Annotated in this window: 25 protein-coding genes; 12 read left to right on the forward strand and 13 right to left on the reverse strand. The window is 66.4% G+C overall.

From position 1 onward, the window contains the following. Position 1: 1 nt before the first annotated feature. From CAL29_RS11980 to CAL29_RS11990, 3 genes are all read right to left on the reverse strand, one after another. Positions 2–799, reverse strand: a complete 798-nt coding sequence (locus tag CAL29_RS11980; RefSeq protein ID WP_094853254.1) for an enoyl-CoA hydratase-related protein — start codon at positions 797–799, stop codon at positions 2–4. A 90-nt stretch (positions 800–889) separates the two neighbouring features. Further along, the gene (locus tag CAL29_RS11985) at positions 890–1,315 is read right to left on the reverse strand and encodes a carboxymuconolactone decarboxylase family protein (protein WP_094853255.1); all 426 of its coding nucleotides are present in this window, start codon (positions 1,313–1,315) and stop codon (positions 890–892) included. Positions 1,316–1,371: 56 nt separating this feature from the next. Further along, a complete protein-coding gene (locus CAL29_RS11990; RefSeq protein WP_094853256.1) occupies positions 1,372–2,535 on the reverse strand; it encodes a CaiB/BaiF CoA transferase family protein in 1,164 nt (387 codons plus the stop codon). A gap of 377 nt (positions 2,536–2,912) precedes the next feature. Between CAL29_RS11990 and CAL29_RS11995 the strand changes: the two genes are divergently transcribed. Together CAL29_RS11995 and CAL29_RS12000 are read left to right on the forward strand one after the other, a co-directional pair. Next, a complete protein-coding gene (locus tag CAL29_RS11995) occupies positions 2,913–4,241 on the forward strand; it encodes an MmgE/PrpD family protein (protein WP_094853257.1) in 1,329 nt (442 codons plus the stop codon). A 67-nt stretch (positions 4,242–4,308) separates the two neighbouring features. Further along, positions 4,309–5,274, forward strand: coding sequence for a Bug family tripartite tricarboxylate transporter substrate binding protein (locus tag CAL29_RS12000; RefSeq protein ID WP_094853258.1), 966 nt, complete (start codon positions 4,309–4,311; stop codon positions 5,272–5,274). Between the two features lie 24 nt (positions 5,275–5,298). On the opposite strand, the gene CAL29_RS12005 is transcribed toward CAL29_RS12000, so the two are convergent. Next, the gene (locus CAL29_RS12005; RefSeq protein ID WP_094853259.1) at positions 5,299–5,568 is read right to left on the reverse strand and encodes a hypothetical protein; all 270 of its coding nucleotides are present in this window, start codon (positions 5,566–5,568) and stop codon (positions 5,299–5,301) included. Between the two features lie 287 nt (positions 5,569–5,855). Between CAL29_RS12005 and CAL29_RS12010 the strand changes: the two genes are divergently transcribed. Both CAL29_RS12010 and CAL29_RS12015 read left to right on the forward strand, forming a co-directional pair. Further along, the gene (locus tag CAL29_RS12010; protein WP_094853260.1) at positions 5,856–6,116 is read left to right on the forward strand and encodes a helix-turn-helix domain-containing protein; all 261 of its coding nucleotides are present in this window, start codon (positions 5,856–5,858) and stop codon (positions 6,114–6,116) included. Position 6,117: 1 nt separating this feature from the next. Then, on the forward strand, positions 6,118–7,458 hold the full coding sequence (locus tag CAL29_RS12015) for a type II toxin-antitoxin system HipA family toxin (RefSeq protein ID WP_094853261.1): 1,341 nt from the start codon (positions 6,118–6,120) through the stop codon (positions 7,456–7,458). Positions 7,459–7,578: 120 nt separating this feature from the next. Here the strand turns inward: CAL29_RS12015 and CAL29_RS12020 are convergent, their stop codons facing one another. Both CAL29_RS12020 and CAL29_RS12025 read right to left on the reverse strand, forming a co-directional pair. Then, a complete protein-coding gene (locus CAL29_RS12020; protein WP_094853262.1) occupies positions 7,579–8,361 on the reverse strand; it encodes a transporter substrate-binding domain-containing protein in 783 nt (260 codons plus the stop codon). A gap of 12 nt (positions 8,362–8,373) precedes the next feature. Further along, complete coding sequence (locus CAL29_RS12025; RefSeq protein ID WP_094853263.1) at positions 8,374–8,886, reverse strand: ureidoglycolate lyase; 513 nt, start codon at positions 8,884–8,886, stop codon at positions 8,374–8,376. Positions 8,887–8,940: 54 nt separating this feature from the next. On the opposite strand from CAL29_RS12025, the gene CAL29_RS31305 reads away from it, so the two are divergent. Next, positions 8,941–9,738, forward strand: a complete 798-nt coding sequence (locus CAL29_RS31305; protein WP_179283995.1) for a FadR/GntR family transcriptional regulator — start codon at positions 8,941–8,943, stop codon at positions 9,736–9,738. Between the two features lie 9 nt (positions 9,739–9,747). Here CAL29_RS31305 and allE read toward each other — a convergent pair whose 3' ends face one another. The 7 genes from allE to CAL29_RS12065 form a co-directional block, all read right to left on the reverse strand. Next, positions 9,748–10,521, reverse strand: coding sequence for a (S)-ureidoglycine aminohydrolase (gene allE / locus CAL29_RS12035; protein ID WP_094853264.1), 774 nt, complete (start codon positions 10,519–10,521; stop codon positions 9,748–9,750). Between the two features lie 51 nt (positions 10,522–10,572). Continuing rightward, positions 10,573–11,622, reverse strand: coding sequence for an allantoicase (gene alc / locus CAL29_RS12040; RefSeq protein ID WP_094853265.1), 1,050 nt, complete (start codon positions 11,620–11,622; stop codon positions 10,573–10,575). An 8-nt stretch (positions 11,623–11,630) separates the two neighbouring features. Continuing rightward, positions 11,631–13,676 (reverse strand): dipeptide ABC transporter ATP-binding protein, encoded by a 2,046-nt coding sequence (locus tag CAL29_RS12045; RefSeq protein WP_094853266.1) that lies wholly within the window; start codon positions 13,674–13,676, stop codon positions 11,631–11,633. A 2-nt stretch (positions 13,677–13,678) separates the two neighbouring features. Further along, positions 13,679–14,587 (reverse strand): ABC transporter permease, encoded by a 909-nt coding sequence (locus tag CAL29_RS12050; RefSeq protein WP_094853267.1) that lies wholly within the window; start codon positions 14,585–14,587, stop codon positions 13,679–13,681. A gap of 1 nt (position 14,588) precedes the next feature. Beyond that, positions 14,589–15,506, reverse strand: coding sequence for an ABC transporter permease (locus CAL29_RS12055; RefSeq protein ID WP_094853268.1), 918 nt, complete (start codon positions 15,504–15,506; stop codon positions 14,589–14,591). A 25-nt stretch (positions 15,507–15,531) separates the two neighbouring features. Beyond that, positions 15,532–17,097: an ABC transporter substrate-binding protein gene (locus tag CAL29_RS12060; protein ID WP_094853269.1), complete on the reverse strand. Its 1,566-nt coding sequence runs from the start codon at positions 17,095–17,097 to the stop codon at positions 15,532–15,534. Between the two features lie 141 nt (positions 17,098–17,238). After that, entirely contained in the window at positions 17,239–17,844 is a 606-nt protein-coding gene (locus CAL29_RS12065; protein ID WP_218831843.1) for an HdeD family acid-resistance protein, read from the reverse strand. Positions 17,845–18,244: 400 nt separating this feature from the next. Here CAL29_RS12065 and CAL29_RS12070 point away from each other — a divergent pair, with 400 nt between their 5' ends. The 7 genes from CAL29_RS12070 (at position 18,245) to CAL29_RS12100 (ending at position 24,151) form a co-directional block, all read left to right on the forward strand. Beyond that, positions 18,245–18,742, forward strand: coding sequence for a rhodanese-like domain-containing protein (locus CAL29_RS12070; protein ID WP_094853271.1), 498 nt, complete (start codon positions 18,245–18,247; stop codon positions 18,740–18,742). Between the two features lies 1 nt (position 18,743). Beyond that, positions 18,744–19,679, forward strand: coding sequence for a serine O-acetyltransferase EpsC (gene epsC / locus CAL29_RS12075; RefSeq protein WP_094853272.1), 936 nt, complete (start codon positions 18,744–18,746; stop codon positions 19,677–19,679). Beyond that, entirely contained in the window at positions 19,676–19,909 is a 234-nt protein-coding gene (locus CAL29_RS12080) for a helix-turn-helix domain-containing protein (RefSeq protein ID WP_094853273.1), read from the forward strand. The genes epsC and CAL29_RS12080 overlap by 4 nt, the downstream gene beginning before the upstream one ends. A gap of 87 nt (positions 19,910–19,996) precedes the next feature. Continuing rightward, positions 19,997–20,929 carry a family 2A encapsulin nanocompartment shell protein gene (locus tag CAL29_RS12085; protein WP_094853274.1) on the forward strand — a complete coding sequence of 311 codons (933 nt, stop codon included), beginning with the start codon at positions 19,997–19,999 and terminating at the stop codon, positions 20,927–20,929. An 8-nt stretch (positions 20,930–20,937) separates the two neighbouring features. Beyond that, entirely contained in the window at positions 20,938–22,809 is a 1,872-nt protein-coding gene (locus CAL29_RS12090) for a family 2A encapsulin nanocompartment cargo protein cysteine desulfurase (protein ID WP_094853275.1), read from the forward strand. 78 nt (positions 22,810–22,887) lie between these two features. Beyond that, complete coding sequence (locus tag CAL29_RS12095; protein WP_094853276.1) at positions 22,888–23,313, forward strand: Rrf2 family transcriptional regulator; 426 nt, start codon at positions 22,888–22,890, stop codon at positions 23,311–23,313. Positions 23,314–23,404: 91 nt separating this feature from the next. After that, positions 23,405–24,151, forward strand: a complete 747-nt coding sequence (locus CAL29_RS12100) for a glucose 1-dehydrogenase (protein ID WP_094853277.1) — start codon at positions 23,405–23,407, stop codon at positions 24,149–24,151. Positions 24,152–24,167: the final 16 nt, after the last annotated feature.

The following is a 24,167-nucleotide window of genomic DNA, read 5'->3' on the forward strand; positions in this document are numbered from 1 at the left end:
GTCAATGTCCCTGGAACCGCGGCTTGCGCTTTTCGTTGAAGGCGAGGACGCCTTCGGCGCGATCGGCGGTATGGATCAGGTGGTTGTAGGCTTCGACCTCGAAGCGCAAGGCCGTCTGCAACTCCATCTGCATGCCGTAGCGTATGGATTTCTTGACCTGCCGCACCGACAGCGGCGCGTTGCCCGCAATGGTCGCGGCGGTGTCCAGCGCTTCCTCGAGCAGCCGGCCGGGTTCGACCAGGCAATTCACCGCGCCCCATTCATACGCCTGCCGCGCGGTGCAGGGCCGGCCGGTCATTATCATTTCCCGGGCGCGCCGCTCGCCGATGGCGCGCGGCAGGTTCTGCGTGCCGCCGCAACCGGGCATGATGCCCAGCGTGGCCTCGGTCAGGGCGAAGCGGGCGGTCTCGGCGGCATGGATGAAGTCGCAGGCCAGCGCCAGTTCGAAGCCGCCGGCGTAGGCGGCGCCGTTCACCGCAGCGATCACGGGCACGGGCAGGTCGATCAGGCGCGCGTAGGCCCGTTCGAACAGCTCGTGCTGGCGGCGCCATTGGTCGTCGCTCATGCCGTTGCGCTCCTTCAGGTCGCCGCCCGCGCAGAACGCGCGTTCGCCGGCGCCCGTCAGCACGACGCAGCGCACGTCGCCCGGGTCCTCGGTCAGCCGCGTCCACAGGTCCAGCAGGTCATGGCCCATCTGCGTGTTCAAGGCGTTCATGACCTCGGGCCGGTTCAGCGTGGCCTGCAGGACGTGGGGCCGCGCCATGGCGCAGGCGAGGGTGGCGTAGTCCGGGAATTCCATGTGTCGTCTTCCTATGTGTCTTTTTCCTGGGCCGGCCCGGCGCGGGGCCGGTGCGCGGGCATGCGGATATTCCTTTCGCGTCGATGCGTCCTAGGCCGGACGGCCGCCCTCGAAACGCGCCACCGTGGGTTCGAGGCCGTCCACCTGGAAGAAGTCGCACCAGGCGGCGAAGCCGATCTGGAAGGTGGCGAAGCCCGCCATGGGCAGCACCAGTTCCACCAGTTCCAGCAATTCGCCGGCCGTCGCGCCCAGGTCCACCGCCACTTGCATGTGGCTCTGGATCTGGCCGCGCGCGGCGCGTCCCAGGATCAGGCCGAAGATGGACAGCAATTCCTTGGTGCGCCGGTCCAGCAGGCGATCCTTCAGGTAGACGGTCTCCAGGAGACGGTTGATGGCGGTCATGGCCTCGAAGTCATGCTTGACCAGGATCTTGTGATAATCCAGCACGTAGCCGCGGTCCCGCACCAGCTTGTCCAGGTAGGCCTGCTTTTCCGCCAGGGTCTTGTCGTTTTCCATGGGGTTCCTTGTCGTGGATGAGGCGCCGGGGATTGCGCGGCGCGATTGCGGGCGGCTTATTCGCGGGCGGCTCGTTCCCCGCCGGTTTCCGCCAGTTCCTCCAGCGTATGCGATCCCAGCGCGGGCGGCCCATGCCGCAGGCCGGGGCGCCGCGCGTCGAAGCTCAGCGGCAGGCCGACCATGGCCGGCAGCCGCCCGTCGCCGTCGCGCAGGATGCCCAGGGCCCGGGTCTGCGGGTCGCGCGACACCTGGCGCACGTCGCGGATGGGGGCGCACGGCACGCCCGCGCGCTCCAGCGCCGCTACCCAGGTTTCCACGTCTTCCAGCGCCAGCCTGGCTTCGATGTCCCGCGCCAGGGCGGCCTTGTGGCGCAGCCGGCCCTCGTTGGTTTCGTAGCGCGGGTCCGCGCGCCATTCGGGGCAATGCAGCACGTCGCACAGCTTGTGGAATTGGCCGGTATTGCCGGCCGCGATCACCAGGTAGCCGTCGCGCGCCTTGAAGGCCTGGTAGGGGGCGGTGATGGGCGCGCCGGAGCCGTACGGCAGCGGGACTTCGCCGGAGGCCGAGAAGTTGGCGATGTGCACGCTCATCAATCCGAGCGCGGTTTCGTACAGCGACACGTCCACCACGCAGCCGGCGCCGCCGGCGGCGCGCGCGCGCAGGGCCGACAGGATGCCGATCACCGCCCACATGGCGGTGCCCATGTCCACCAGCGATACGCCCACGCGCACCGGCGGCCGGCCCGGCTCGCCGGTGATTCCCATGATGCCGCCGGCGGCCTGCATCAAGGGGTCGTAGCCGGGACGTTGCGCCAACGGGCCGGCGGCGCCGAAGGCGCCCATATTGCAGTAGATCAGCCGTTCGTTGTCGGCGCGCAGGGTGGCGCCGTCCAGCGCGTATGCCGCGACGGCGCCGGGGCGCAGGTTCTGCAGGACGACGTCGGCCTCGCGCCTGACGAAGTCGCGCAGTCCGGCGCGCGCCGCCGGGTCCTTCAGGTCCAGCGCGACGGAGTGCTTGTTGCGGTTCAGGCTCAGGAAGCAGGCCGATACGCCGCCGACGAAGGGCGGGCCCCAGGAACGGGCGTCGTCGCCCTTGCCGGGCCGTTCGATCTTGACGACGCGCGCGCCCAGGTCGCCGAGTATCTGGCCCGCGTAGGGCGCGGCCACGCTGTGCCCGAGTTCGACGACGGTAATTCCTTCAAGCGGCAGGGATGAAGACATCGGCGTAGCGCTCCGGCAGCCATCACGATGGGAAGGACGGTGGGGACATTAGGCAATCGCCCTGAATAGGGGGTCAAGCGAAACATCCGACTGACCCCTGCCCACTTTTTGGAACGTGGCGCTGTCGTGGCCGCGTGCGCCCGCGGCATCGCGCGTTTGGTTTGGTTTGACGCGCCGCCGCATGCGGGCCTTTCCAAAATGGCATGGGGGGCCAATCGGATGTTTCGCTTGAGAAGTTCGCCGGCGCGCCGCAGTATGCCGCCGTGACCCGCCCCCTCCCGCCGGCACACGGCAGCCAGGGGACCGGGCCGCGTCAGGATAGGAATAACAACGGCGGCGCCCCAAGGGGACTGGCGCAATGACAGGAGACCCGACACATGTCCACCGTCAGCGAGCAGTTGGCAGCATTCATCCAGGCCACCACGACAGCGGGCCTGCGGCCGGACATCGTCGAACTGGCCAAGTCGCGCGTCCTGGACGCCATCGCCACGGCCCTGACGGCGCGCGGCCTGCCGGTGCCCGCCCTGGCCGCGGCTTTCGTCCAGGGCAATCGCGGCAACGCGACTGTGATCGGCAGCCGCGCCGGCGTGCCGGCGATCGACGCCGCCCTGGTCAACGCCACGCTGGTGAACGGCAGTTCGCTGGACGATTTCCTGGAGAAGTCGCATCCGTCCGCGGTCGTGGTGCCGGCCGCGTTGGCCGTGGCCGAGGAGCAGGGCGCTTCCGGCGCGGATTTCCTGGCGAGCGTGATCGCGGGTTATGAACTGGTCGGCCGCGCCTACCTGGCCGCGCCCGGCATGCTGCCCCGGTTCCGCGCCACCGGCGTGGCCGGGGCGGTGGGCGCGGCGGCGGCGGCCGGCAAGCTGTTGAAGCTGGACCAGGCCGGATTGATGAACGCGCTGGGCTACGCGGCCATGTTTGCCTCGGGCTTCGGCGAGGGTTTCCTGTCCGGCACCATGGAGGTCAAGTTCAATGTCGGCTGGGCCGCGCGCAGCGGCGTCAGCGCGGCGCGCCTGGCGCAATTGGGCGGCACGGCATCGCCGCTGGTCTTCGAGGGCAAGTCCGGCTTCCTGCGCGCCTTCGGCGGCGGCGATGCCGGGCATGCGGCCGAGGCCACGCGCGGCCTGGGCAAGCATCTGCTGATCGAGGACACGATCTACAAGGAATATCCGGTGTGCATCTTCGTGCAGACGCCGATGTACCTGGCGCTCGACCTGGCGAAGCGCCACCGGCTGGATCCGGCGCGCATCTCGCGCGTCTCCATCCTGGCGCCCAAGGATACCTTCGAGAACCCGGGTTTCCAGAACGTCGCGCCCTATGCCAATGCGCTGCAGGCGCGCACCAGCGCCAGTTTCTGCACGACGGCGGCATTGCTGGGCAAGCCCATCGACGAACACGATTTCTACGCGCGCACCACCGACGCCGAGGTGCTCGCGCTGGCCGCCAAGGTCGAACTGCTGCCGCCGTCCGCGGACAAGGAGCGCGTGACGGTGCGCGTCGCCTGCGACGGCGAGGTCCATGAGGCGAGCGCGCTGCAGATGGAAATGCTGCGGCCCGCCACCGGCAAGATCGTGGAGAAATTCCGCCGCCTGGCCGGGCCGGTGTTCGGCCCTTCCACCGACCGCGTGGCGGAGGCGGTCATGCAACTGGACCGCGCCCGGCACGTCGGCGAACTGACCGAACTGCTGCGCCTGGATCCCGGCTGACGCATCGCGCGGGGCCCGCGCGCCCATCGCGGCGCGGAAGAAAAACATACATAGGCAGGAGACGACCATGAAACTGCTGTCAGCCCTCGCCACGGCCTGCGTGGCCGTTGCGTGCGGCGGCGCCTTGCCGGCGCATGCCGCTTATCCCGACCATCCCATCCGCTTCATCGTGCCGTTCCCGCCGGGCGGCAGCACCGACGTGGCGGCGCGCATCGTCTGCGAGCGCGCGCAGAAAATCCTCGGCCAGCCCATCGTCATCTACAACCAGGGCGGCGGCGGCGCCATCGTGGGATCGACCACCGCGGCGCAGGCGGCCCCCGACGGCTATACGCTGCTGCTGGTGCAGCCGTCGCACGCCTCCAATCCTTCACTGATCAGGCAACTGCCTTACGACACGGAGAAAGCCTTCGTGCCGATCTCGGGCCTGGCCTGGCATCCCGGCCTGCTGGTCGCCAGCCCTTCCAAGCCGCACAAGACCTTCGCCGAGTTCATCGCCTATACCAAGGCGCATCCCGGCAAGGTCAGCTACGCGACCGCCGGCGTGGGCACCTTCCCGCACCTGACCATGGCGCTGCTGTCCGAGGTGGGCGGCTTGTCCATGGTGCACGTGCCGTACAAGGGCGCGGGGCCGACCAAGACGGACCTGATCGCGGGCCGCGTGGACGTCAAGGTCGACGCCTACGCGACTTCCATCGGCCTGATACAGAAGGGCGAGTTGCGGGCGCTGGCGGTCACGGGCAAGGGCCGGATTCCGCAACTGCCCGACGTGCCCGCCGTCGAGGAAACCTATCCCGGCTTCGAATCGTCGATCTGGATGGGCGTGGCCGCGCCCGCGGGCGTGCCGCCGGACGTGGTGAAGAAGCTGGGCCAGGCCTTTGCAGAAGCCATCAAGGATCCGGCGGTGGTCCATAGCCTGGATACCCAGGGCATCTACCCCCTGGCTTTGTCGGGCCCGCAATTGGGCGACCTGATCCACAGCGAAATCGGGAAATGGGCCAAGACCATCAAGGACGCCGGCATCGTGGCGCAGTAAGGGCAGTGGGGCGGTGAGCCGGCGTCAGACGGTTCCCAGCAAGAAATCCGCGAGATTCCTCGCTTCGGTTTCGGGCAGCCCGCCGCACACTTTGTGCAGGACCTCGTCCGCGATACCCGGCGCCACCTCGAAATCGGCGTCGAGTATCCGGCCCGATCGCTCGCCGCGGTAATAGTCGATCCAGCGCGCCAGCGCCGCCAGGAAGGCGCCGAGGTCGGGGGCGACGACGTTGTAGCGCCAGGCGCCCTGGCCATGCATGGAACAGGCGAGGCCGCCGTCATGGCTTATGGACACCGGGTTGGCCGCCCAATCCGCGATCGCGTAGCGGCTTCGGTCCCAGCCCGGAGCGGCTTGTCCCGTGCGCGCATCGCTGCGGTAGCCGGCCTGGCGCTGCTCGAGCTCGGTGCCTCCATCCTTCCCATATCCAGCGCTGGAGTGTACTTGTACTGTCCGGTATGGCCGGTCCGTGCGGCGGTGGATCTCAGGCTTGTTGCCCTGGCGTATTATCTGAAAATCAAATATTTTACGAATATCTGATTTTCAGCTATCCTGCGTTTAACTGAAATACAGGTATTTTTCCTATGCCGCCGCCTTTTATCCTGTCGACCCCTGCCCAACTGGGGGTGGTCCTACAGTCCGCCCGCAAGGCGCAAGGGCTGACCCAGTCCGCGCTGGCCGGACGCATGGGCCTGAGCCAATCGAGGGTTTCGCATCTGGAATTGCACGCCCAGGAGCTGAGCGTGGCGCAATTGTTGAGCTGGTGCGCGGCCTTGGGGCTGGAATTGACCGTCGGTCCTCGCGGGGATGCCGCCTCGTCGCCAAGCGCGCGAACGGACTGGTGACATGGGCCGCAGATCGCACAGCCGCAGCCTGTCCATCTGGACCAACGGCGTCCGCGTCGGGCGATGGACGATCCCCGTGCGTGGGGAGCCGGAATTGCGCTACGACCCGGATTGGGTGGAAGCCGACATCGGCCGGCCGCTTTCACTGTCGCTGCCTTTCTCCATGCAGAACCTGCCGATCAAGGGAGAGAGGGTCGCCAACTTCTTCGACAACCTGCTGCCGGACAGCGACGCCATTCGCCGCCGCGGGGCGGAGCGCTTCAGGACGGGATCGACCGATCCCTTCGATCTGCTCAAGGCCATCGGACGGGAGTGCGTGGGCGCCGTGCAGATCCTGGGTGAAGACGAGATACCGGCGGACTTCGATCGCATCGAGGGCAAGCCGCTGTCCGAAGAGGACATCGAACGGCACTTGATCGAAACCGTTTCGCCGCAAGCCTTCGCCGCCGGCCGGGACCCGGATGCGGACTTCCGCATTTCCCTGGCCGGCGCGCAAGAAAAGACAGCCTTTCTGTGGTGGGACGGACAGTGGCTGGCGCCGCGCGGCGTCACGCCCACGAGCCATATCTTCAAGCTTCCATTAGGCTTGATGGGCGGGCGCCAGGCGGACTTCACCACGTCCGTCGACAACGAGTGGCTGTGCCTGAGACTGCTGAAGGCCTATGGATTGAACGTCGCCGAGGCGCGTATCGCAACCTTCGGGCAGCAGCGCGTCCTCGTGGTGGAGCGCTTCGACCGGCGTCTCGCCCCCGACGGGCAATGGCTCATGCGTCTGCCGCAGGAAGATTTCTGCCAGGTCGAGGGCTGTTCGCCGTTGCGCAAATACGAAAACGAAGGCGGCCCGGGGCTGAAGGCTTTGTTCGCCACGCTGCGGCAATCGGTCGACGCCGAGGCGGACATGAAAACGCTGATGGCCGCGCAAGTCCTGTTCTGGTTGCTACGGGCGCCCGACGGCCACGCCAAGAATTTCAGCATCCAGCTTCTGCCGCGCGGCCGCTTCCGGTTGACCCGGCTGTACGACGTGATGTCGGCCTATCCGGTCCTGGGCGACGGCCCCAGGCAATGGTCCGCGCAGGAAATCAAACTGGCAATGGCCTTGCTCGGCAAGAACCGGCACTATGAAATGCACGGCATTCAACGCAGGCATTTCAACAGCACCGCGCGGAAAGTCGGCTATGCCCCGACCGCCGAGCCGATCATCGAAGAACTCCTCGCCCGCACGCCGGCAGCCATTGCCGAAGCGCAAGCGGACCTGCCGAAGGATTTTTCGCCGCGCGTCGCCGATGCCATCCTGGGTGGGCTGCGGCACGCCGCGAGAACACTCGAGGGCATGGCGCCGTGACGGCGAGATTCATGGCCTTGCCGCATCGTCGCTTTGCCGCGCTGCCGTATTGCATGCCGAATCGCCCGCGGTGTCTCCCGGTCGACAGGCAAGGCCCTCATCGGTCATCCCTCCCGCCCGTCACAGGTCTTTCGGAAGATCGATGCGGAGCCACTTCTTTGAAATGGCCGAGAGTTCGCCGTCGGCCTTGGCCTGGTCGATGATGTCGTTGACCTTGGCCAGGAGCGGCTTCTCGTCCTTGTTAATGCCGATGGCGCAAGGCGAGCTCTTGATCAGGAATTTGGTTTCGGGCCTGCGCGGCGGGTTCTTGCTCAGCACGGTGGCCGCCACGGCGTTGCCGGTCGCGACCAGGTCCACTTGTCCCGACAGGAACGCCGACATGGTGCTGTTGCTGTCCTCGAAACGCTTGATCGTCGTGGAGGCCGGCGCGCCCTGGGTAAGCTCCAGGTCCTCGATCGACCCGCGGGTGACGCCTATCGTCTTTCCCGCCAGGTCGGCCATGCGCTCGACCTTGTCCTGGGGCGGTCCGAACACGCCGTTGTAGTAGGGCGCATAGGCATGCGAGAAGGAGATCACCTTCTCACGCTCCGCCGTCTTTCCCAGGTTCGCGATGACCATGTCGACCTTGCCCGATATGATGTAAGGGATCCGGTTCGTGCTCGTCACGCTTACCAGGACCAGTTTCACACCCAGCTTGCGCGCGATGAGCCCGGCGGTGTCGATGTCATAGCCGATGGGCTGGAGGTCCGCCCCCACCGAACCATACGGCGGATAGTCCTGGACCACGGCCACCGTGAGCTTGCCCGAATCGATGATGTTCTGCAGCCGGTCGGCGTAGGCAGCCTGGCTCGCCGCCAGCAGGACCAGGGCGAGGGCGGAGAGAATGGCGTTTCTTCGTTTCATGAGCGAGGTCCTCTAGTGGACGAAAGGGGCGTCGGCGATGACCGGCCGATCGCCGGCATCGAAATTGAACTTGTCGCAGTTGGGTCCGCCGCCGACGCGATCGACGACGATGAAATCGCAGGCTTCGGTCGCAAAAAGGACGTGGTGCCAGACGCCCGGCGCATAGTTGACGCCTTGCCCGGGCTGGCTGATGAAGCCCCGCACGTCGGCCAGGGCGACCGTGGGCCCGCGCGGCGCCACGACAATGATGAAGCGGGTGGCAGAGGTGGGCATGAAAGCCTGGCTGGATAGCGGATGGCGTTCCAGGAAATCGACCTCGTGCGGCAAGCGGTAGGGCGTCGCGCGCATCAGGCTGATGCCGATTCTTCCCTCGGGCGCGCCGGCCTGCACCGATGCCAGGTCATGGTATCGCTCCACCATGCCGTTGTTGATATGGTGGAACTCTCCTTCGCGGCATTCGATGACGTCTCCGTAAGGCGCGAAGGCCTCCTTGGTGAGGACGTCCAGCTTCAAGAGATTCTTCATGCATTACTCCAATATAATTGTCATACCTGTATGACTGGGCCAGGAAAGCAGAGGATGAAATCGACTTCGCATAAACCCCTAGGTGAACCGGCGGCGGTGGCGGTCGATCCCGCGCGCGCCGTGCCGGCTCGCCGGCGGGTGCCGTCCGTCCCCTTGCGCACGCCCGTCACGCAGCACGCGCTGGAGCGCATGCAGAACCTGATCGCCGAGGGCGCCTGGGCCGAAGGCACGCGCATCCCGTCGCAGCGCGAATTGGCGGATTCCCTGGGCGTCAGCCGTTCGTCCTTGCGGGAAGCGATCTCGTCCCTCGAAGGCATGGGCCTGGTTCGCGTCGAGCCGGGGCGCGGCGTGTTTGTCTCCGCGATCGATGACGACGTCGGGGCCACGCGCAACGCGCGCGTCCACGAAATCGACCACACGCCCGCCGAACTCTACGAAGCGCGTTTGCTGATGGAAGGCTGGGCTGCCGCCTTGGCGGCCGTCTACATGACCGAGCCGACCCTGCGCAAGCTGCGCGAACTGGTGGCCGCCATGGGCGATACGGTCGCGTCGCACGACGTGGCGCGGCTGAACCAACTGGATTTCGAATTCCATTCCATCATTTCGATGAGCTGCCAGAACAAGCTGGTGCGCTCCTTGCTCGCGCCCATCTATTCCGAGGAGCAGATGAGCGCGCCGCATATCCTGGACACGGCATTCCTGAGCAGCCGCATCCGCGAACACGAGCAGATCGTCGACGCGCTGGCGACGCGCGACCCCAATGCCGCCCAACGCGCCATGCGCAACCACATCCTGCGCAGCGCCAAGCGCGTCCAGGTCCAGTTGCCGGAGCATGTCCATCTTTTGCCGTGACCGCGAACGTCAGAACGTCACGTCGCGATTGACGTTCTTGTAGAGCAGGTAGGACGCTTCTCCCCACCCCGTCGCGTAGAAGAATTGCGGGCAGAACGGCGCCATGTAGATGAAGTCCTCCGCCCAGCATTCGTGCCAGTCGTTCTGCAGCAGATACATGCCCTGTCCCTCCAGCATGTACAGGCCGTGCTCCATGATGTGCGTCTCGACCATGGGAAAGTAGTTGCCCGGCGCGAAGCGAAGAATGTTCACGGCGAAATCGAAGGCGGGATCGGTGTCGGGCAACAGGTGCTGCCACGTCCGCCCCCGCGTATGCTTGTTCACTTTTTCGACGCTGTCCTGGTTCCCGACGAGCGGGTCGGGCGGCGCCAGGCCTTCGACGGGTTCGTAGGGTTTCTTGATCCAGCATACGCGCGCCGGTTCCGCCGACGCGTTGAACAGCCGTACCGCCGTGTGCGCGGGCGCGTAAGCGAAGCCGCCCGACGCCAGGGTGTGGGACTGGCCCGCCATTTCCAGTTGTACGGCGCCCGACACGACGTAGAAGAAGGCCTGCATGCCGTCGTTGCGCGGATGGGTCATGCCGCCGCCTGGTTGGATGTCCATCAAGAGCTGCGCGAATTCCGCGCCCAGCGCCGGCGCGGCCTGGATGCGTATCGTGGCGCCTTCGATGCCGGGTATCCTGCTTTCGAGGATGCCCTCCGGCGGCATGACCGCGTAATGCGTCGTCAACGCGGCGCGGCTGTGAGCGAATACGCCGGGCGCCAATATCTGTTTCTTCGCCATCTTCTACCTTCTTTCAGGGATCAATCGAGTTTCATGGAATGCGAGCGGGCGTCATGCGCCGCGGGCGGGCCGTCCGAACAGGCGCAGGCGCGTGACCCCGCCGTCGGGATATATGTTCAACCGCACGTGCGTGACGATGCGTTGCGCATGTGCCGGAAGCGGGACGAGGTGCTCGCTTCCGCCTTGCAATGCCTGGCGGTCCAATAGTTCCGGCCAATGCATGGCTTCGTTGAGGATCAACGCGGGCGGGACATCCGCGGCGCATGCGCCCTGAAGCGAAAATCCCGCTGGAAAGTTGCCGGTGTAGTACTTCGTGTCGACCAGCGCCTGCTCGATCCTGCCGGGGGTGGCAAGCGCGATGACGGCCCAGTCGTGTCCCGGCGTGCGCTTGCGCCTGCTTTCCCAGCCCTTGCCCCAGGCCACCGAGGGGCCGGGGGCGATCAATGCGTTGACCGAGCCGAAATGCGAGTCGCTGCATCCCAGGACGCAGGCGCCGTTCTCCAGCGCCGCCAGATCGGCCAGCTCGCCTTGGGCCAGGGTGCCGTCTCCGTCGATTTTGCCGAATACGCGCAGCCGCGCCATGCCCCCGTCGGGGTGCATATTCAAACGGATGTGGGTGATGCGCCCGGTGCGCTCCAGGGGATGGAGCGCGGGCGTATCGCCGGCTGCCGGGGTGATCGGGAGCAGCGGCCGCCAAACCGCTTCTTCCAGCGGCGCACCGCCATCCAGGGCGCAGCCTTCGATCGAGACGGCAAGCGGGTAATTGCCGGTGAAGAACCGCGTGTCGATGCCGACGGCCGCCAGTTCGCCCGGGCGTCCCAGGCCGATCACGCACCATTCGTGTCCCGCCGCCCGGCGCCGCGACGTCTCCCATCCGTCGACGTAGCGCATGCCTTCGTCATCATGGTAGTAATAATTGGGCTGGGCCGGATCCAGAAGGCGCTGGGCGGGGGCATACCATTCGTCCGACGCCGCAACCACCTTGGCGCCCAGCCGCTCGTCGGCCAGGTTCACATGGGTCTGTTCATAGGCCGCGTAGGCCTGGGGAACGCCGGCGCGTTCGCGGATGAGGATCTTGTCGTTGCTTCCTGATGCCACCATGTTCTCCGTCAAGGTTCGATCGCTATTTCATGGACAGTCCGGCGCGCCGGCGCGGAAGGCGCGATGGCCCCCACGCGATGACAACGCACCGATCGCTTGTCCGGCTGGACAAGCAGGTATGTGGGACTTTCACAGATATCGGCATGATGGGGACAGCGAGGGCCGAACGCACAGCCTTCGCGGATGCCGAGCGGGCTGGGCGCGCCGACGGGCGGCGCCGCGGGCCGGCGCTCGCGGGAAGGGTCCCGGGCCGTGCCGCCGGCGAGCCGGGGCGCGCTTTCCAGCAACGCTCGCGTGTACGGATGCAGCGGCCGTTCGATGATGTCGCGGGCGCGGCCGTATTCCACGATCTCGCCCAGGTACATGACGGCGATGTCGTCGGCCAGATGGCCCACCACGGCCAGGTCATGGCTGATAAAGACCAGGCTCAGTTGAAATTCGCGCCGCAGTTCGATCAGCACGTTGAGGATCTGTGCCTGCACCGAGACATCGAGCGCCGACGTGGGCTCGTCGCATACGATGATTTCCGGCTCGGTCGCCAAGGCGCGCGCGATGGCGACTCGCTGGCGCTGGCCGCCGGACAACTGGCCGGGCGGGACATGGTGCAGGCGGGCCGGAAGCCCCACTTTTTCCAGCAATGAAGCGACGCGCGCGCGGCGCGAGGCGGGGGTTCCCGCGCGCGCGAGGTCCAGCGGGCGCATCACCAGGTCGCTGACCGATCGAACCGGATTGAGCGACGAATAGGGATCCTGGAAAACGGCTTGCACCAGCGAAGCGCGGGCGGCCGGCGTATAACTGTCGATCGTCTTGCCCTTCAGCAACACGGCGCCGCCGTCGGCCGCTTCCAGGCCGAGCAGGATACGGGCAAGCGTCGATTTTCCGCAGCCCGATTCGCCGACGATGGCCAGGGTGACGCCCTTGGGCACCTTTATAGAGACATCGTTGACGGCGCGCAGCGCGCCGTCCGGCTTGAAGAGGCCGGCGCGCACCCGGTAGACCTTGGAAACATCGCGTGCTTCGAGCACGACGTCGCCGAAGGGCGGCCGCGGCAACGGCATCGAGTCCACGCGCGGCGGCAAGGTGAGCGAATCCGCAAAGTGGCAGGCCGCCTCGTGGGCAGCGGCCACGGGCCCAAGTTTCGGTGGCGTCGCCAGGCACCGATCCGTTGCGTGGAAACATCGGCCGGCGAAAATGCAGGCGGTGGGATCGCCGTAGAAAGACTGCACGGTTCCGGGCAGCGTGGGCAGCAATGCGCCCGCCGCATGCGTGTCGCGGTCGATCAAGGCGCGCAGCAGGCCCTGCGTATACGGGTGCCGGGCATCCTCGAACAGCGTCGCCGCCGGAGCCTGTTCGACGATCTCTCCCGCATACATGACCGCGACGCGGTCGGCGAACCCCGCCACCGAGGCGAGGTTATGGGAGATGAGCAGCATGCCCATGCCCAATTCGCGGCGCAGGCCATCGAGCAGGTCGAGAATCTGTCCCTGGATCGTGACGTCCAGCGCGGTGGTCGGTTCGTCGGCGATGAGCAGTTCGGGGCTGTTCATCAGGGCCATCGCGATCATGATGCGCTGCCGTTGGCCGCCCGAGAACTCGTGCGGATAGGACGCCAGGCGGCGTTCGGCAGCGGCGATGCCGACGCGGTCGAGCAGGACAATCGCGCGCGCATGCGCTTGCGTGGGCGTCGCGGCGCCGTGGTGGAGCATCGTTTCGATCAACTGCCTGCCGATGGAGTAGACGGGGTTCAGCGCCGTCATCGGCTCCTGGAAAACGTAGCCGATGCTGCGCCCCCGTATGCGCCGGGCGAGGGTGGACTGCGAAAGGCATGCCAGGTCCGTTCCGTTCAAGCGCAACGTGTCGGCGCTGCGGGAGGCGTTCCTGGGGAGCAGTCCGGGTATCGCCAGCGCGGTAAGCGATTTTCCCGATCCCGATTCGCCCACCAACGCCAGGCATTCGCCCTTGTCGATGGTGAATCCGACGTGGCGCACGGCATGGAGGGTGGCGCCGCTGTCCAGCGCGAGCCTGATGGCGAGGTTCTCGACTTCAAGCAGCATGGTCAGTGCCTCGTCTGGGGGCTGAACGCATCGCGCAGGCCGTCGCCCAGCAGGTTCACGCCGACAACCAGCAGGAACAGCGCGAGTCCCGGCGCGCCGACGGTCCAGGGACGCATGAACATCACCTGCTTGCCCTCGGCAATCATCAGCCCCCACGATGGAATCGGCGAGGGCACGCCCACGCCGAGGAAGGAGAGCGCTGCCTCGGCCAGAATGGAGACGGCGATCTCGGAGGTGAACACCACGAGCAAGGGGCCCGCGATATTGGGAAGGATGTCCCAGGAAATGATCTGGCGTACGGAAGCGCCGGCCAGGCGCGAGGCCTTGACGTAGTCGAACTCGCGGATGCGCTGCGTCGCGCTGCGCGTGACGACCAGGAACAGGCTCCAATGCAGCAGGCCGATCACGCATACCACCGTCATCAAGGACGGCTTGATGAAGTAGATCAACGTCATCGCCAGCAGCAGCGTGGGCAGCGCAAGCTTGCAGGTCAGGCCGAACATCACCACGTGATCGGTCATCTTGCCGAAGTAGCCCGCGACGGCCCCCAGGGTGACGCCGACCATCGCGCCTATCGTGGCCGCGCCGAAGCCTATCGTCAGCGACACGCGCGCGCCTTCGAGCAGGCGCGCGAGGATATCGCGCCCCAGGGCATCCGTTCCCAACGGATGCGCCGCCATGCCGAGCGGGTTCCACATCGGCGGCTTCAATCGCTGAAGCAGGTCCTGGGCATAAGGGTCCAGGCGCCATATCAGGGGGCCGAACGAGGCGACCAGGATGTAGATGAGCACGAGGACGCCGCCGATGCGCACATTGCGGTGGCGCAGCAGGCGCGCCGCCGTCCCGTTGCGCGTCTCGTCGAACCGGAGGGCAAGGGCGGCATCTGGTGAGGTGGTGGTGGTGGGTGTCATGTCAAGTGAGCCTGATGCGCGGGTCGAGCCATGCGTTCAATACGTCCGCCAGCAGCGTCATCAGGACAAACAGCACGGCGAAGAACAGGACGAGCATTTGCAGGGTGGGAATGTCGCCCGTCAGCACGGCGTTGAGCGCCAGGCGACCCAGTCCGTTCATGGCGAACACGACTTCGACCACCACGGAGCCGCCCAATTTGTTGCCCAGTTCGATGGCCAATACGCTGACCACCGGCAGCAGCGCGTTGCGCAATGCGTGGCGGCGCAGCAGCGCCCATCCGCGGTAGCCCTTGGCGCGGGCGGTACGGATGTAGTCGGCGCCCATGACTTCCATCATTCCCGAGCGGGTCAGCCGTATGACGTTGGGCGCGGCGCCGGCGCCCAGGATGAAGGAGGGCAGCACGTAGTTGCGCCAGGATGCGTCGCCGGAAACGGGCAGCCAGCCCAGGCGCACCGCGAAGAGAAGAATGGAAAGCAGGCCGATCCAGAAGGAGGGCGTCGCCTGGAGCGCCGCGGCCACGGCCTGGACCGCCCGGTCCGTGGCGGTGCCCGGACGCAGCCCCGCGATCGTTCCGAGGGGAATGCCGATAGCCATGGTGACCAGGATGCCGAAGAACGCCAGCCGCAGGGTGACCGGCGCATGCTGCTCGATGATCTCCATGACGGGCTGCTTCATGACATAGCTGCGGCCCAGGTCGCCGGTCAATACGTTGCCCAGCCAGGTCAGGTAGCGGTCCGGGACGGAGCGGTCCAGGCCCAGGTCGGCGCGCACCTGGGCGATGACGTGGGGGTCGTCCGTATCGCCGACGATGGCCGCCGCCGGATCGACGGCGAAGTTGAGCAGGACGAATGTGACGATGGACGCCGTCAGGGCGACCGCCAGCGCCAGCAGCACGCGTTGAAAGAGAAATTTGAGCACGTTGGATCCGTTCGGTTGCGCGGAACTAGCGGGCGGGTTTCCACTTGGCCAGGTACAGGCGCTGCATGCCGTCCGCGGCCTGGGGATAGTCGAGGTCGGGCGAGAGCAGGAAGTTCTGCGTGAACTCGTACAGCGGCACCCAGTAGGCCTGTTCGGCCAGTCTCGTCACGGCCTGCTTGCCGGCCTTGAGCCGGGCCTGCGCATCGGTGGTCGACATCAAGGCGGCGAGGGCGTCGTACAGTTGCGGGTCATGGTGAAAATCGCTGGGCGAATTCCGGCCCAGCAGGTTGGGCAACAGCGCGCCGATATCGGCGATGCCGACCGAGCCGTTGTTCTCGAAATAGGCCGGCAATTGGTTGTCGTCGCGCGCCTTGACGAGCGCCGGCTGCTTGACCATGCGCAGGTTGGCGTTGATGCCGGCCTTGCGCCACATGGCGACCACCGCTTCCAGCGAGTCCTGTTCGCGCGACGCCCACAGGTCGAAGGAGATGCCGTTCGGATAGCCGGCTTCGGCCAGCAGGCGTTTGGCCCGCGCGGGGTCGTAAGCGTACTTCGGCACGTCCTGGGCGCAGGCGAACTGCACGGGCAGGCAGGGCGTGTCCGCCGGCGCGGCGCTGCCGCGCAGCAGCGATTTGGCGATCGCGGCGCGGTCGACCGCATAGTTCAGCGCCTGCCGCACCTGGAGCTTGGTAAACGGATTGTCCGCGCCCGTGCGGCCGGCGGCGTCGAGGACGATGAAGCCGATGCGCATGGAGGGCGACGATTGGAAAACGGCCTGGCCGGAGCCTGCCATCGATTCGGCGATATCCGTGGGCACGTTGTAGGCCCACTGGGCGCCGCCCGATATGATTTCGGCCGCCTGGGTGGCGTAGTCCGGGATGACGCGGAAAACGATCTTCGAAATGGCCGCATTGGCCTTGGGCGAGTCGCCGCGGTATCCCGCATATTTTTCGAGCACGAGATCCCGGCCGGGCAGGAAGGACACGACCTTGTAGGGGCCCGTGCCTATCAGCTTTCCGGATTGCGCCTCGACGTCCAGGCCGCCTGTGCCGTCGCCGCGGTCATAGGTGCCTTTCTTCACCACGCGTCCGCCTGTCGCCAGGAAGTCCAGGACCAGCGGATTCGGTTCCTTCAAATGAAAAACCACGGTGCCGGGCGTTGCGCCCGGTTCGACGCCGGCAAGCCAGCGCCGGAAGGTGCCGGCTTTTTGCGCCTTGTTGTCGGGATCGATGATGGTCTTGAACGTATAGACAACGTCGTCGACGCCCAGTTTGCTGCCGTCATGGAATTGCACGTCGTCGCGCAGGGTGACTTCGAGGGTGGTCGGGTCGAGATAACGATAAGACCGCGCAACCAGAGGCTGGGCTTTTTGCGTCGCGGGATCGATATAGAACAGCGCATCGTCGACCAGCAGGCTGATGATCTCGTTTTCCCGGGAGGTGGAGTTGAAATTGTCCAGCACCAGGATTTCGCGGGCGACCACCGCGACCAATGTGTCGTCGGCGCGGCTGGCGAGCGCGGCCGGCGTGGCCAGCGCGAACGCCGCCGACAGGAGGCCCATGCAAAGGCCTCGCAGGCAAAGCAACTTCATCGTTCATTCCCCTTGAGTCTGCAACTGGTCTGACTGGCCCGACCAGTTGCGCGTTTTGGGGAAATCTACTGCGTCGCAGCAAAGGGTGTCAAGGCTTTCGCACTAGGGGAAAACGCGCTCCTCGCGCCGGCAAGGGCCTGTCTAGCGCCGGGGCGCGCCGACCTGGCTGCCCGCGCCGTTGCCGCGCAGGCTGAAGCCCAGTCCTATCCATCCTATGCCGGCGAAGATGAGGTCGATGGCGAGCAGCGTGCCGAGTATGTAGAGGCTGGACGTGGGCCAGTGCGACAGGATCAGCAGGCCGAGAATGAGGGTGATGCAGCCCGACAGGATGATCCACCCGCGGGGCGCCCCCGATTGCATGTTGACGGCAAGCACGATGCGCATGATGCCCGACACGACCAGCACCGCGCCGAGAACCAGCGTGAACAGGGTCGCGGCCAGCAGCGGATTCTGGAAGGTGACGAAGCCGGCGACGATGTAGAGGACGCCCAGCAGCGCCCAAAGCAGACATTTGCTCCAGGACTTGATCTGGAATGCGTGGATGACTTCGGCGACGCCGGAGATCAGCATCATGATGCCGACCATATAAACGCTGGCGACGGTGGCCATCACCACGCTGCCCAAGGCGATGAAGCCCGTAACCAGGAAGATGACGCCCAGCCCGACGATCCAGCCCCATTTGGCGCGCAGCGGCGCGATGGCGCCGCCGAGATCGAAGGCGGTCAGTTTTTCGTCCGTGTCGTTCAAGATAATCTCCTCATCGTTTCGCTCAAGCCCATGGACCGTCTGCGTGCGGAGACCCCGGCCGACGCTGGCCGGACGGTGCCGGGAAGCGCGGACCCTGCACGTCGCATCGCTGCCACGATAGGGTGTTACACAGGTGCAAGGATAGCGCAAAAGCGAAGAATGGCCCCGTCCGGGATGTGTTTTCCCCGGCGGCATATGTCGTCGCGGCCGCGGTCCCCGATCGCACCGCGCGCAGCGGGCGGCGCATCGCTTCATGCCGTCTTCCAGGTCCCGTTGCCAAGACAGCCATAGAACCCTGGGTTCTTTTTTACCGACTTTTAATTCATTTGTATCCGTTCCATTAGGGCCTAGATTGTGGGTTCCGCGCCGTTGCCGCATTACTCCTACGGAATTCACCGACATGAGCTACGACACCCTGGAAGAAGCCACCACCTCCGATCGCGTTCTCGCCGCGCCCCTGGCGTCGGCGCTGGCCAAGGCGCGCGACAGCGAGCTTGCCTACGCCGGCAGCGTCACTCCCGAGGACGCCTGGGCCCTGGCGCAAGCGGGCGACGCGGTCCTCGTGGACGTGCGTTCGGAGGAAGAGCGCAAGTTCGTCGGCTACATCCCCGGCAGCGTGCACGTCGCATGGGCGACAGGCACCCAGTTGACGCGTAATCCGCGCTTCGTCCGCGAGCTCGAATCCAAGCTGGCCTCGGCGGGAGGAAAGCAAGCGGTGGCGGTGCTGTTGTGCCGCAGCGGCAAACGGTCCGCCGCCGCCGCCGAAGCGGCGGCCAAGGCCGGCTTCGCGTATGTGTTCAACGTCCTGGAGGGGTTCGAGGGCGAGATCGACGAGCGGCAGCGCCGCGGATTCAGCAACGGCTGGCGTTTCCGTGGCCTGCCCTGGATCCAGGATTGATATGGCGACCTTCGACCTGGCGGACGTGGTGCGCGAACTGGACGGCATCCGCGCCGCATGGCGTACCGCGCAGCAGCGGACGCGAGATCCGGGCGAGCGCGAGTTTCCCTCGCGCGAGGTCCTGGCCGATGCCTTCGAGAAGCTCAAGCGCGCGCTGTTTCCCATGCGGCTCGGACCGGCGGACATGCGCCACGAGAGCGAGAACTTCTACGTCGGCTACACCCTGGATGCCGCGCTGCAGATCCTGCTGGACCAGGCCACGCTGGAGTTCCGGCGCAACGGGTTCGATGAGCAGGAGGGCGGGGCGGCGCGGCGCGCCGCCGAGGCCATGCGGCAATTCGCGGCGGCCCTGCCGCAGGTGCGCCGCATCCTGGACGAGGACGTGCTGGCCGCCTTCCAGGGCGACCCCGCGGCGCGCAACGTCGACGAGGTCCTGCTGTGCTACCCGGGCATTCATGCCTTGATCCATCACCGGCTCGCGCATGAGCTTCACCGGCTGGGCTTGACCCTGCTGGCGCGCATCGCGGCCGAGATCTCGCACGGCGATACGGGTATCGACATCCATCCGGGCGCCCGGATCGGCCCCGGGTGTTTCATCGACCATGGCACGGGCGTCGTCATCGGCGAGACGGCGCGGATAGGCAGGCGGGTGCGGATATATCAGGCCGTCACGCTGGGCGCCAAGCGCTTCGTGAAGGATGCCGAGGGCAAGCTGGAGAAAGGGCTGGACCGTCACCCCGTGGTCGAGGACGACGTGGTGATCTACGCCGGCGCGACCATACTGGGCCGGATCACGCTTGGACGCGGGGCCGTTATCGGCGGCAATGTCTGGATTACCGAGGACGTGCCGCCGGGGACTTCCGTCACGCAGGCGGGGCCTCGCAGCACGGCGCGGCCGGCGCCGATCCCGGACGCGGCGCGAGAGACGGTGCAATGAGCCAGGAGTTTCTGCGGATCTTCGGACGCACGGTGCGCACCCTGCGCCGCACCCAGGGCTGGTCACAGGAGCAATTGGCCGAACGGTCGGCGCTCGACCGGTCCTATATCGGCGAGATCGAACGCGCCAATGCGGTGGCGTCGATCGTGACGGCGAACAAGCTGGCGCGCGCGCTGAACGTGGATCTGGCCACGCTGCTCGCTCAATGCGGCGACGTCCCCGCCGATTGATGGCTATAGCCTGTTGTCGCCGGCCGGGCGGGCCGCCAGACTACGCCTCATATTTTTCCTCATTGTTTGTTTATTTCGGAGAGCCATATGAGTGCCACCGTTGGCGGGACCGTTGCCCTGGGCGACAACGGCGCGAGGCAGTTAGCCAATGCCACCAAGACCGTTCCGCAGCTTGAGACCATCAGCCCGCGATGGCTCACGCATCTGTTGCAGTGGGTGCCGGTCGAGGCCGGCATCTACCGGTTGAACAAGGTCAGGAATCCGGAGAACATCAAGGTCACGTGCACCGTGCGCGAAACGGAGAACCAGCTCCCGCGCACCTTCGTCGAGTACGAAGAGCAGCCGCGCGAATATTTCCTGAATGCCGTCAGCACGGTCCTGGATGTGCATACGCGGATCTCGGACCTTTACAGCAGCCCGCATGACCAGATCAAGGAGCAATTGCGGCTGACGATCGAAACCATCAAGGAAAACCAGGAAAGCGAACTGATCAACAATCCGGACTATGGGCTGCTGTCCCAGGTTTCCGAAGACCAGCGCATTTTCCCGCTCACCGGGGCGCCGACGCCGGACGACCTCGACGAGCTGCTGACCAAGGTCTGGAAAGAGCCTGCCTTCTTCCTCGCCCATCCGCGCGCGATCGCCGCCTTCGGCCGCGAGGCGACGCGGCGCGGCACGCCGCCACCGACGATCAGTCTGTTCGGATCGCAGTTCGTCACCTGGCGCGGCATTCCGCTGATTCCGTCGAACAAGGTGCCCGTGGCCAACGGCAAGAGCAAGATCCTGCTGCTGCGCGTGGGCGACAAGCGCCAGGGCGTGGTGGGTCTTTACCAGCCGGGCTTGCCGGGCGAGCAGAGTCCCGGTTTGTCGGTGCGTTTCATGGGCATCAACAACCATGCCATCGCGTCCTATCTCATATCGCTGTACTGCTCGCTGGCCGTGCTGACCACCGACGCGCTGGCGGTGCTGGACGACGTCGAAATCGACAAGTACCACGACTATCCCGATACCTACAAGTAGGCCGCGCGATGAGTCATCCCGATTCTTCCCCACGTTTCGCCGCGCTGGCGGGCAGCGCGCCGGCCGCGCCCGAGGCGCCCATCGATGCGGGCGAGCTGGCCAGGCTGGCCAATGCCTTCTTCTCGGCGCTGCCGGGACGCCAGCCGGACTTGCCGGCGCCGTCGACCGTGCCCGCCGGCGTGCAGGCGCCGTTGAATGTCGCGCCGCCCGCCTCGCCGCTGGCCAGTCCCGCCGGCCTGGGACCCGGCGTGCCGGGCACGCCCGTTCCTCCCGGCTACGCGCCGGGCGTGAACCTGGCGCCGGCTTCGCCCGCGCAGCTCCCGTCGCTGGCGCATCGCGCGCCGGCGCTGGCGCCGCATGCGCCGACCGGCTCGGGTGTGCCGGACCGCGTGTATTCGGAGCTTCCCGCCTATGAGCCGAGGGTGGGGGCGGCCGTCACCGGCGTCACGCCGGTCGCGCCGATCGCCGCGCCGGCGGGCGCCGCGTCCGTCGCGCCCTATTATTTCCTGCAAGCCGCGCCTTCCGCGGAGCCCCGTTATTACTTCGTGGATGCGGTGCAACTGCCCGATGGCTACGTCACGCCGGAGACGCCGGGCGCGCGCGATCCGGCGCGCCACGGCGCGGCCGGGCAAGGCGGGGCGGCCCGAGCCGCCGCGCCGTTCGACGTCCATGCGGTGCGGCGCGACTTCCCGGTCTTGCAGGAACGGGTCAACGGCCGCCAACTGGTCTGGTTCGACAACGCGGCGACGACGCACAAGCCACAGAGCGTGATCGACCGGCTGGCGTACTTCTACGCGCATGAGAACTCCAACATCCACCGCGCCGCGCATGCGCTGGCCGCGCGCGCCACGGACGCCTACGAGGGCGCGCGGGAAACGGTGCGGCGTTTCATCAACGCGCCCGACGTCAACGAAGTGATCTTCGTGCGCGGCACCACCGAGGCCATCAACCTGGTGGCCAAGAGCTGGGGCGCGCAGCACGTGGGCGAGGGCGACGAGATCATCGTTTCGCACCTGGAACATCACGCCAACATCGTGCCCTGGCAGCAACTGGCCTCGGCCAAGGGCGCCCGACTGCGCGTCATTCCGGTGGACGATTCCGGACAGGTCCTGCTGGACGAGTACCGGAAACTGCTCTGCAGCCGCACCCGCATCGTCGCGATCACGCAGGTGTCCAACGCGCTGGGGACGGTCACGCCGGTGAAGGCGATCGTCGAGATGGCGCACCGGGCGGGGGCGCGCGTGCTGGTCGACGGCGCGCAATCGGTGTCGCACATGCGCGTCGACGTGCAGGAACTGGATGCGGACTTCTTCGTGTTCTCCGGCCACAAGATTTTCGGGCCGACCGGAATCGGTGCGGTGTGGGGCAAGCGCGAAGTCCTGGAGGACATGCCGCCTTGGCAGGGCGGGGGCAACATGATCGCCGACGTCACCTTCGAGAAGACCGTCTATCAGCCCATTCCCAACAAGTTCGAGGCGGGCACCGGCAATATCGCCGACGCCGTCGGCCTGGGCGCGGCGCTGGACTACGTCATGCGCCTGGGCATCGAGAATATCGGCCGCTACGAACATGACCTGCTGGTCTACGGAATGGCGGGATTGGGCGCGATCGAGGGCGTGAGGCTGGTCGGCACCGCGCGGGAGAAGGCCAGCGTCATGTCCTTCGTGCTCGCCGGGTACACCACGGAGGAAGTGGGCCAGGCCCTGAACGAAGAGGGCATCGCCGTGCGCACCGGCCACCATTGCGCGCAACCCATATTGCGCCGTTACGGCTTGGAGACGACCGTGCGCCCGTCCCTGGCGTTCTATAACACCTACGAGGAAATCGACCGGCTGCTGGCGGTGGTCCAGCGGCTGTCCTCGGCCCGCCGTACGGCGTGACGGCGCCGGCCCGGGGGCGCCGGGCCGCATCGTCGAATGCCGCTTGCTTTTTAAATTGTGATTCTTATAATCACATTCATGTCGCAGACGAACGTTCAATTCTCCGTCGCCTCGCATGTCATGGCGGCGCTGGGTGTGCTCGGTGGTGAGCCGGTGCGTTCGTCGGCGCTTGCCGAAAGCGTGAACGCCGACCCCAGTTTCGTCCGCCGCGTGATTTCCAAGTTGGCGAAAGCCGGCCTGGTCGTCACGACGCGGGGAAAGAACGGCGCCTGTACGCTGGCAAGGCCGCCGGCGCAAATTACCTTGCTCGATATCTATCGCGCAAGCGCGGCGCCGGAGGCCTTTGCCGTGCATTCGTATACGGTCGCCGAGAATTGCCAGGTCAGCAGGAACATAAAGTTCTGCATGGAGAAAGTGCTGCGCGAGGCGCAGGAAGGCTTCGAGCAGCGGCTGGCCAGGCAAACGCTGGCGGACGTCGTCGCGACCATCCAGGCCGCCGGGTAGCGTTTTCGGCTATTTTTTTGGCCTTTATTGTGATTTTAATTATCACATTTAAAAATCCATCGCGTACTGCGATGCTTACAGGAAGCAAGACATGAGCAAACTGAAAGGTAAAGTCGCCCTGGTCACGGGCGCATCCAAGGGTATCGGCGCCGCCATCGCCAAGACGCTCGCCGCCCATGGGGCCGCGGTGGTCGTGGGGTATTCGAGCAGCAAGGCGGGCGCCGAGGCCGTCGTCGCCGAGATCGAGCAGGCCGGGGGCCGCGCGATCGCGGCCGGCGGCGATGTCGCGAAGGAAGCGGACACCGTCCGGCTGGTGCAGTCGGCCATCGACGCCTTCGGCCGCCTGGATATCCTGGTCAACAACTCGGGGGTCTATGGATTCCAGCCGATCGAGGAAGTCAGCGAGGCGGAGTTCCATCGCCACTTCAATACCAATGTGCTCGGCCTCTTGTTGACGACCAAGGCGGCGGTCAAGCATATGGGCGAAGGCGCCAGCATCATCAATATCAGCTCCGGCATCACGTCCCTGTTGCCGCCCGGCACGGCGGTCTACAGCGCCACCAAGGGCGCCGTCGAGGCGATCACGGGCGTGCTGGCCAAGGAACTCGGGCCGCGCAAGATCCGCGTGAATTCCCTGAGCCCCGGCTATACCGAAACCGAGGGGACGCACAGCAGCGGCATCACCGGGTCGGAGATGGAAAGCCAGATGGTCGCCCAGACGCCCCTGGGCCGCGGCGGCAACCCCCAGGACATCGCCGACGTCGCGGCTTTCCTGGCCTCGGACGATGCGCGCTGGGTGACCGCCGATAATCTGCACGCCACGGGCGGGCTGCATTAAGTTGCCGCGGCGATGC

It is taken from the genome of Bordetella genomosp. 10 (assembly GCF_002261225.1).
Lineage (GTDB): Bacteria > Pseudomonadota > Gammaproteobacteria > Burkholderiales > Burkholderiaceae_B > Bordetella_C.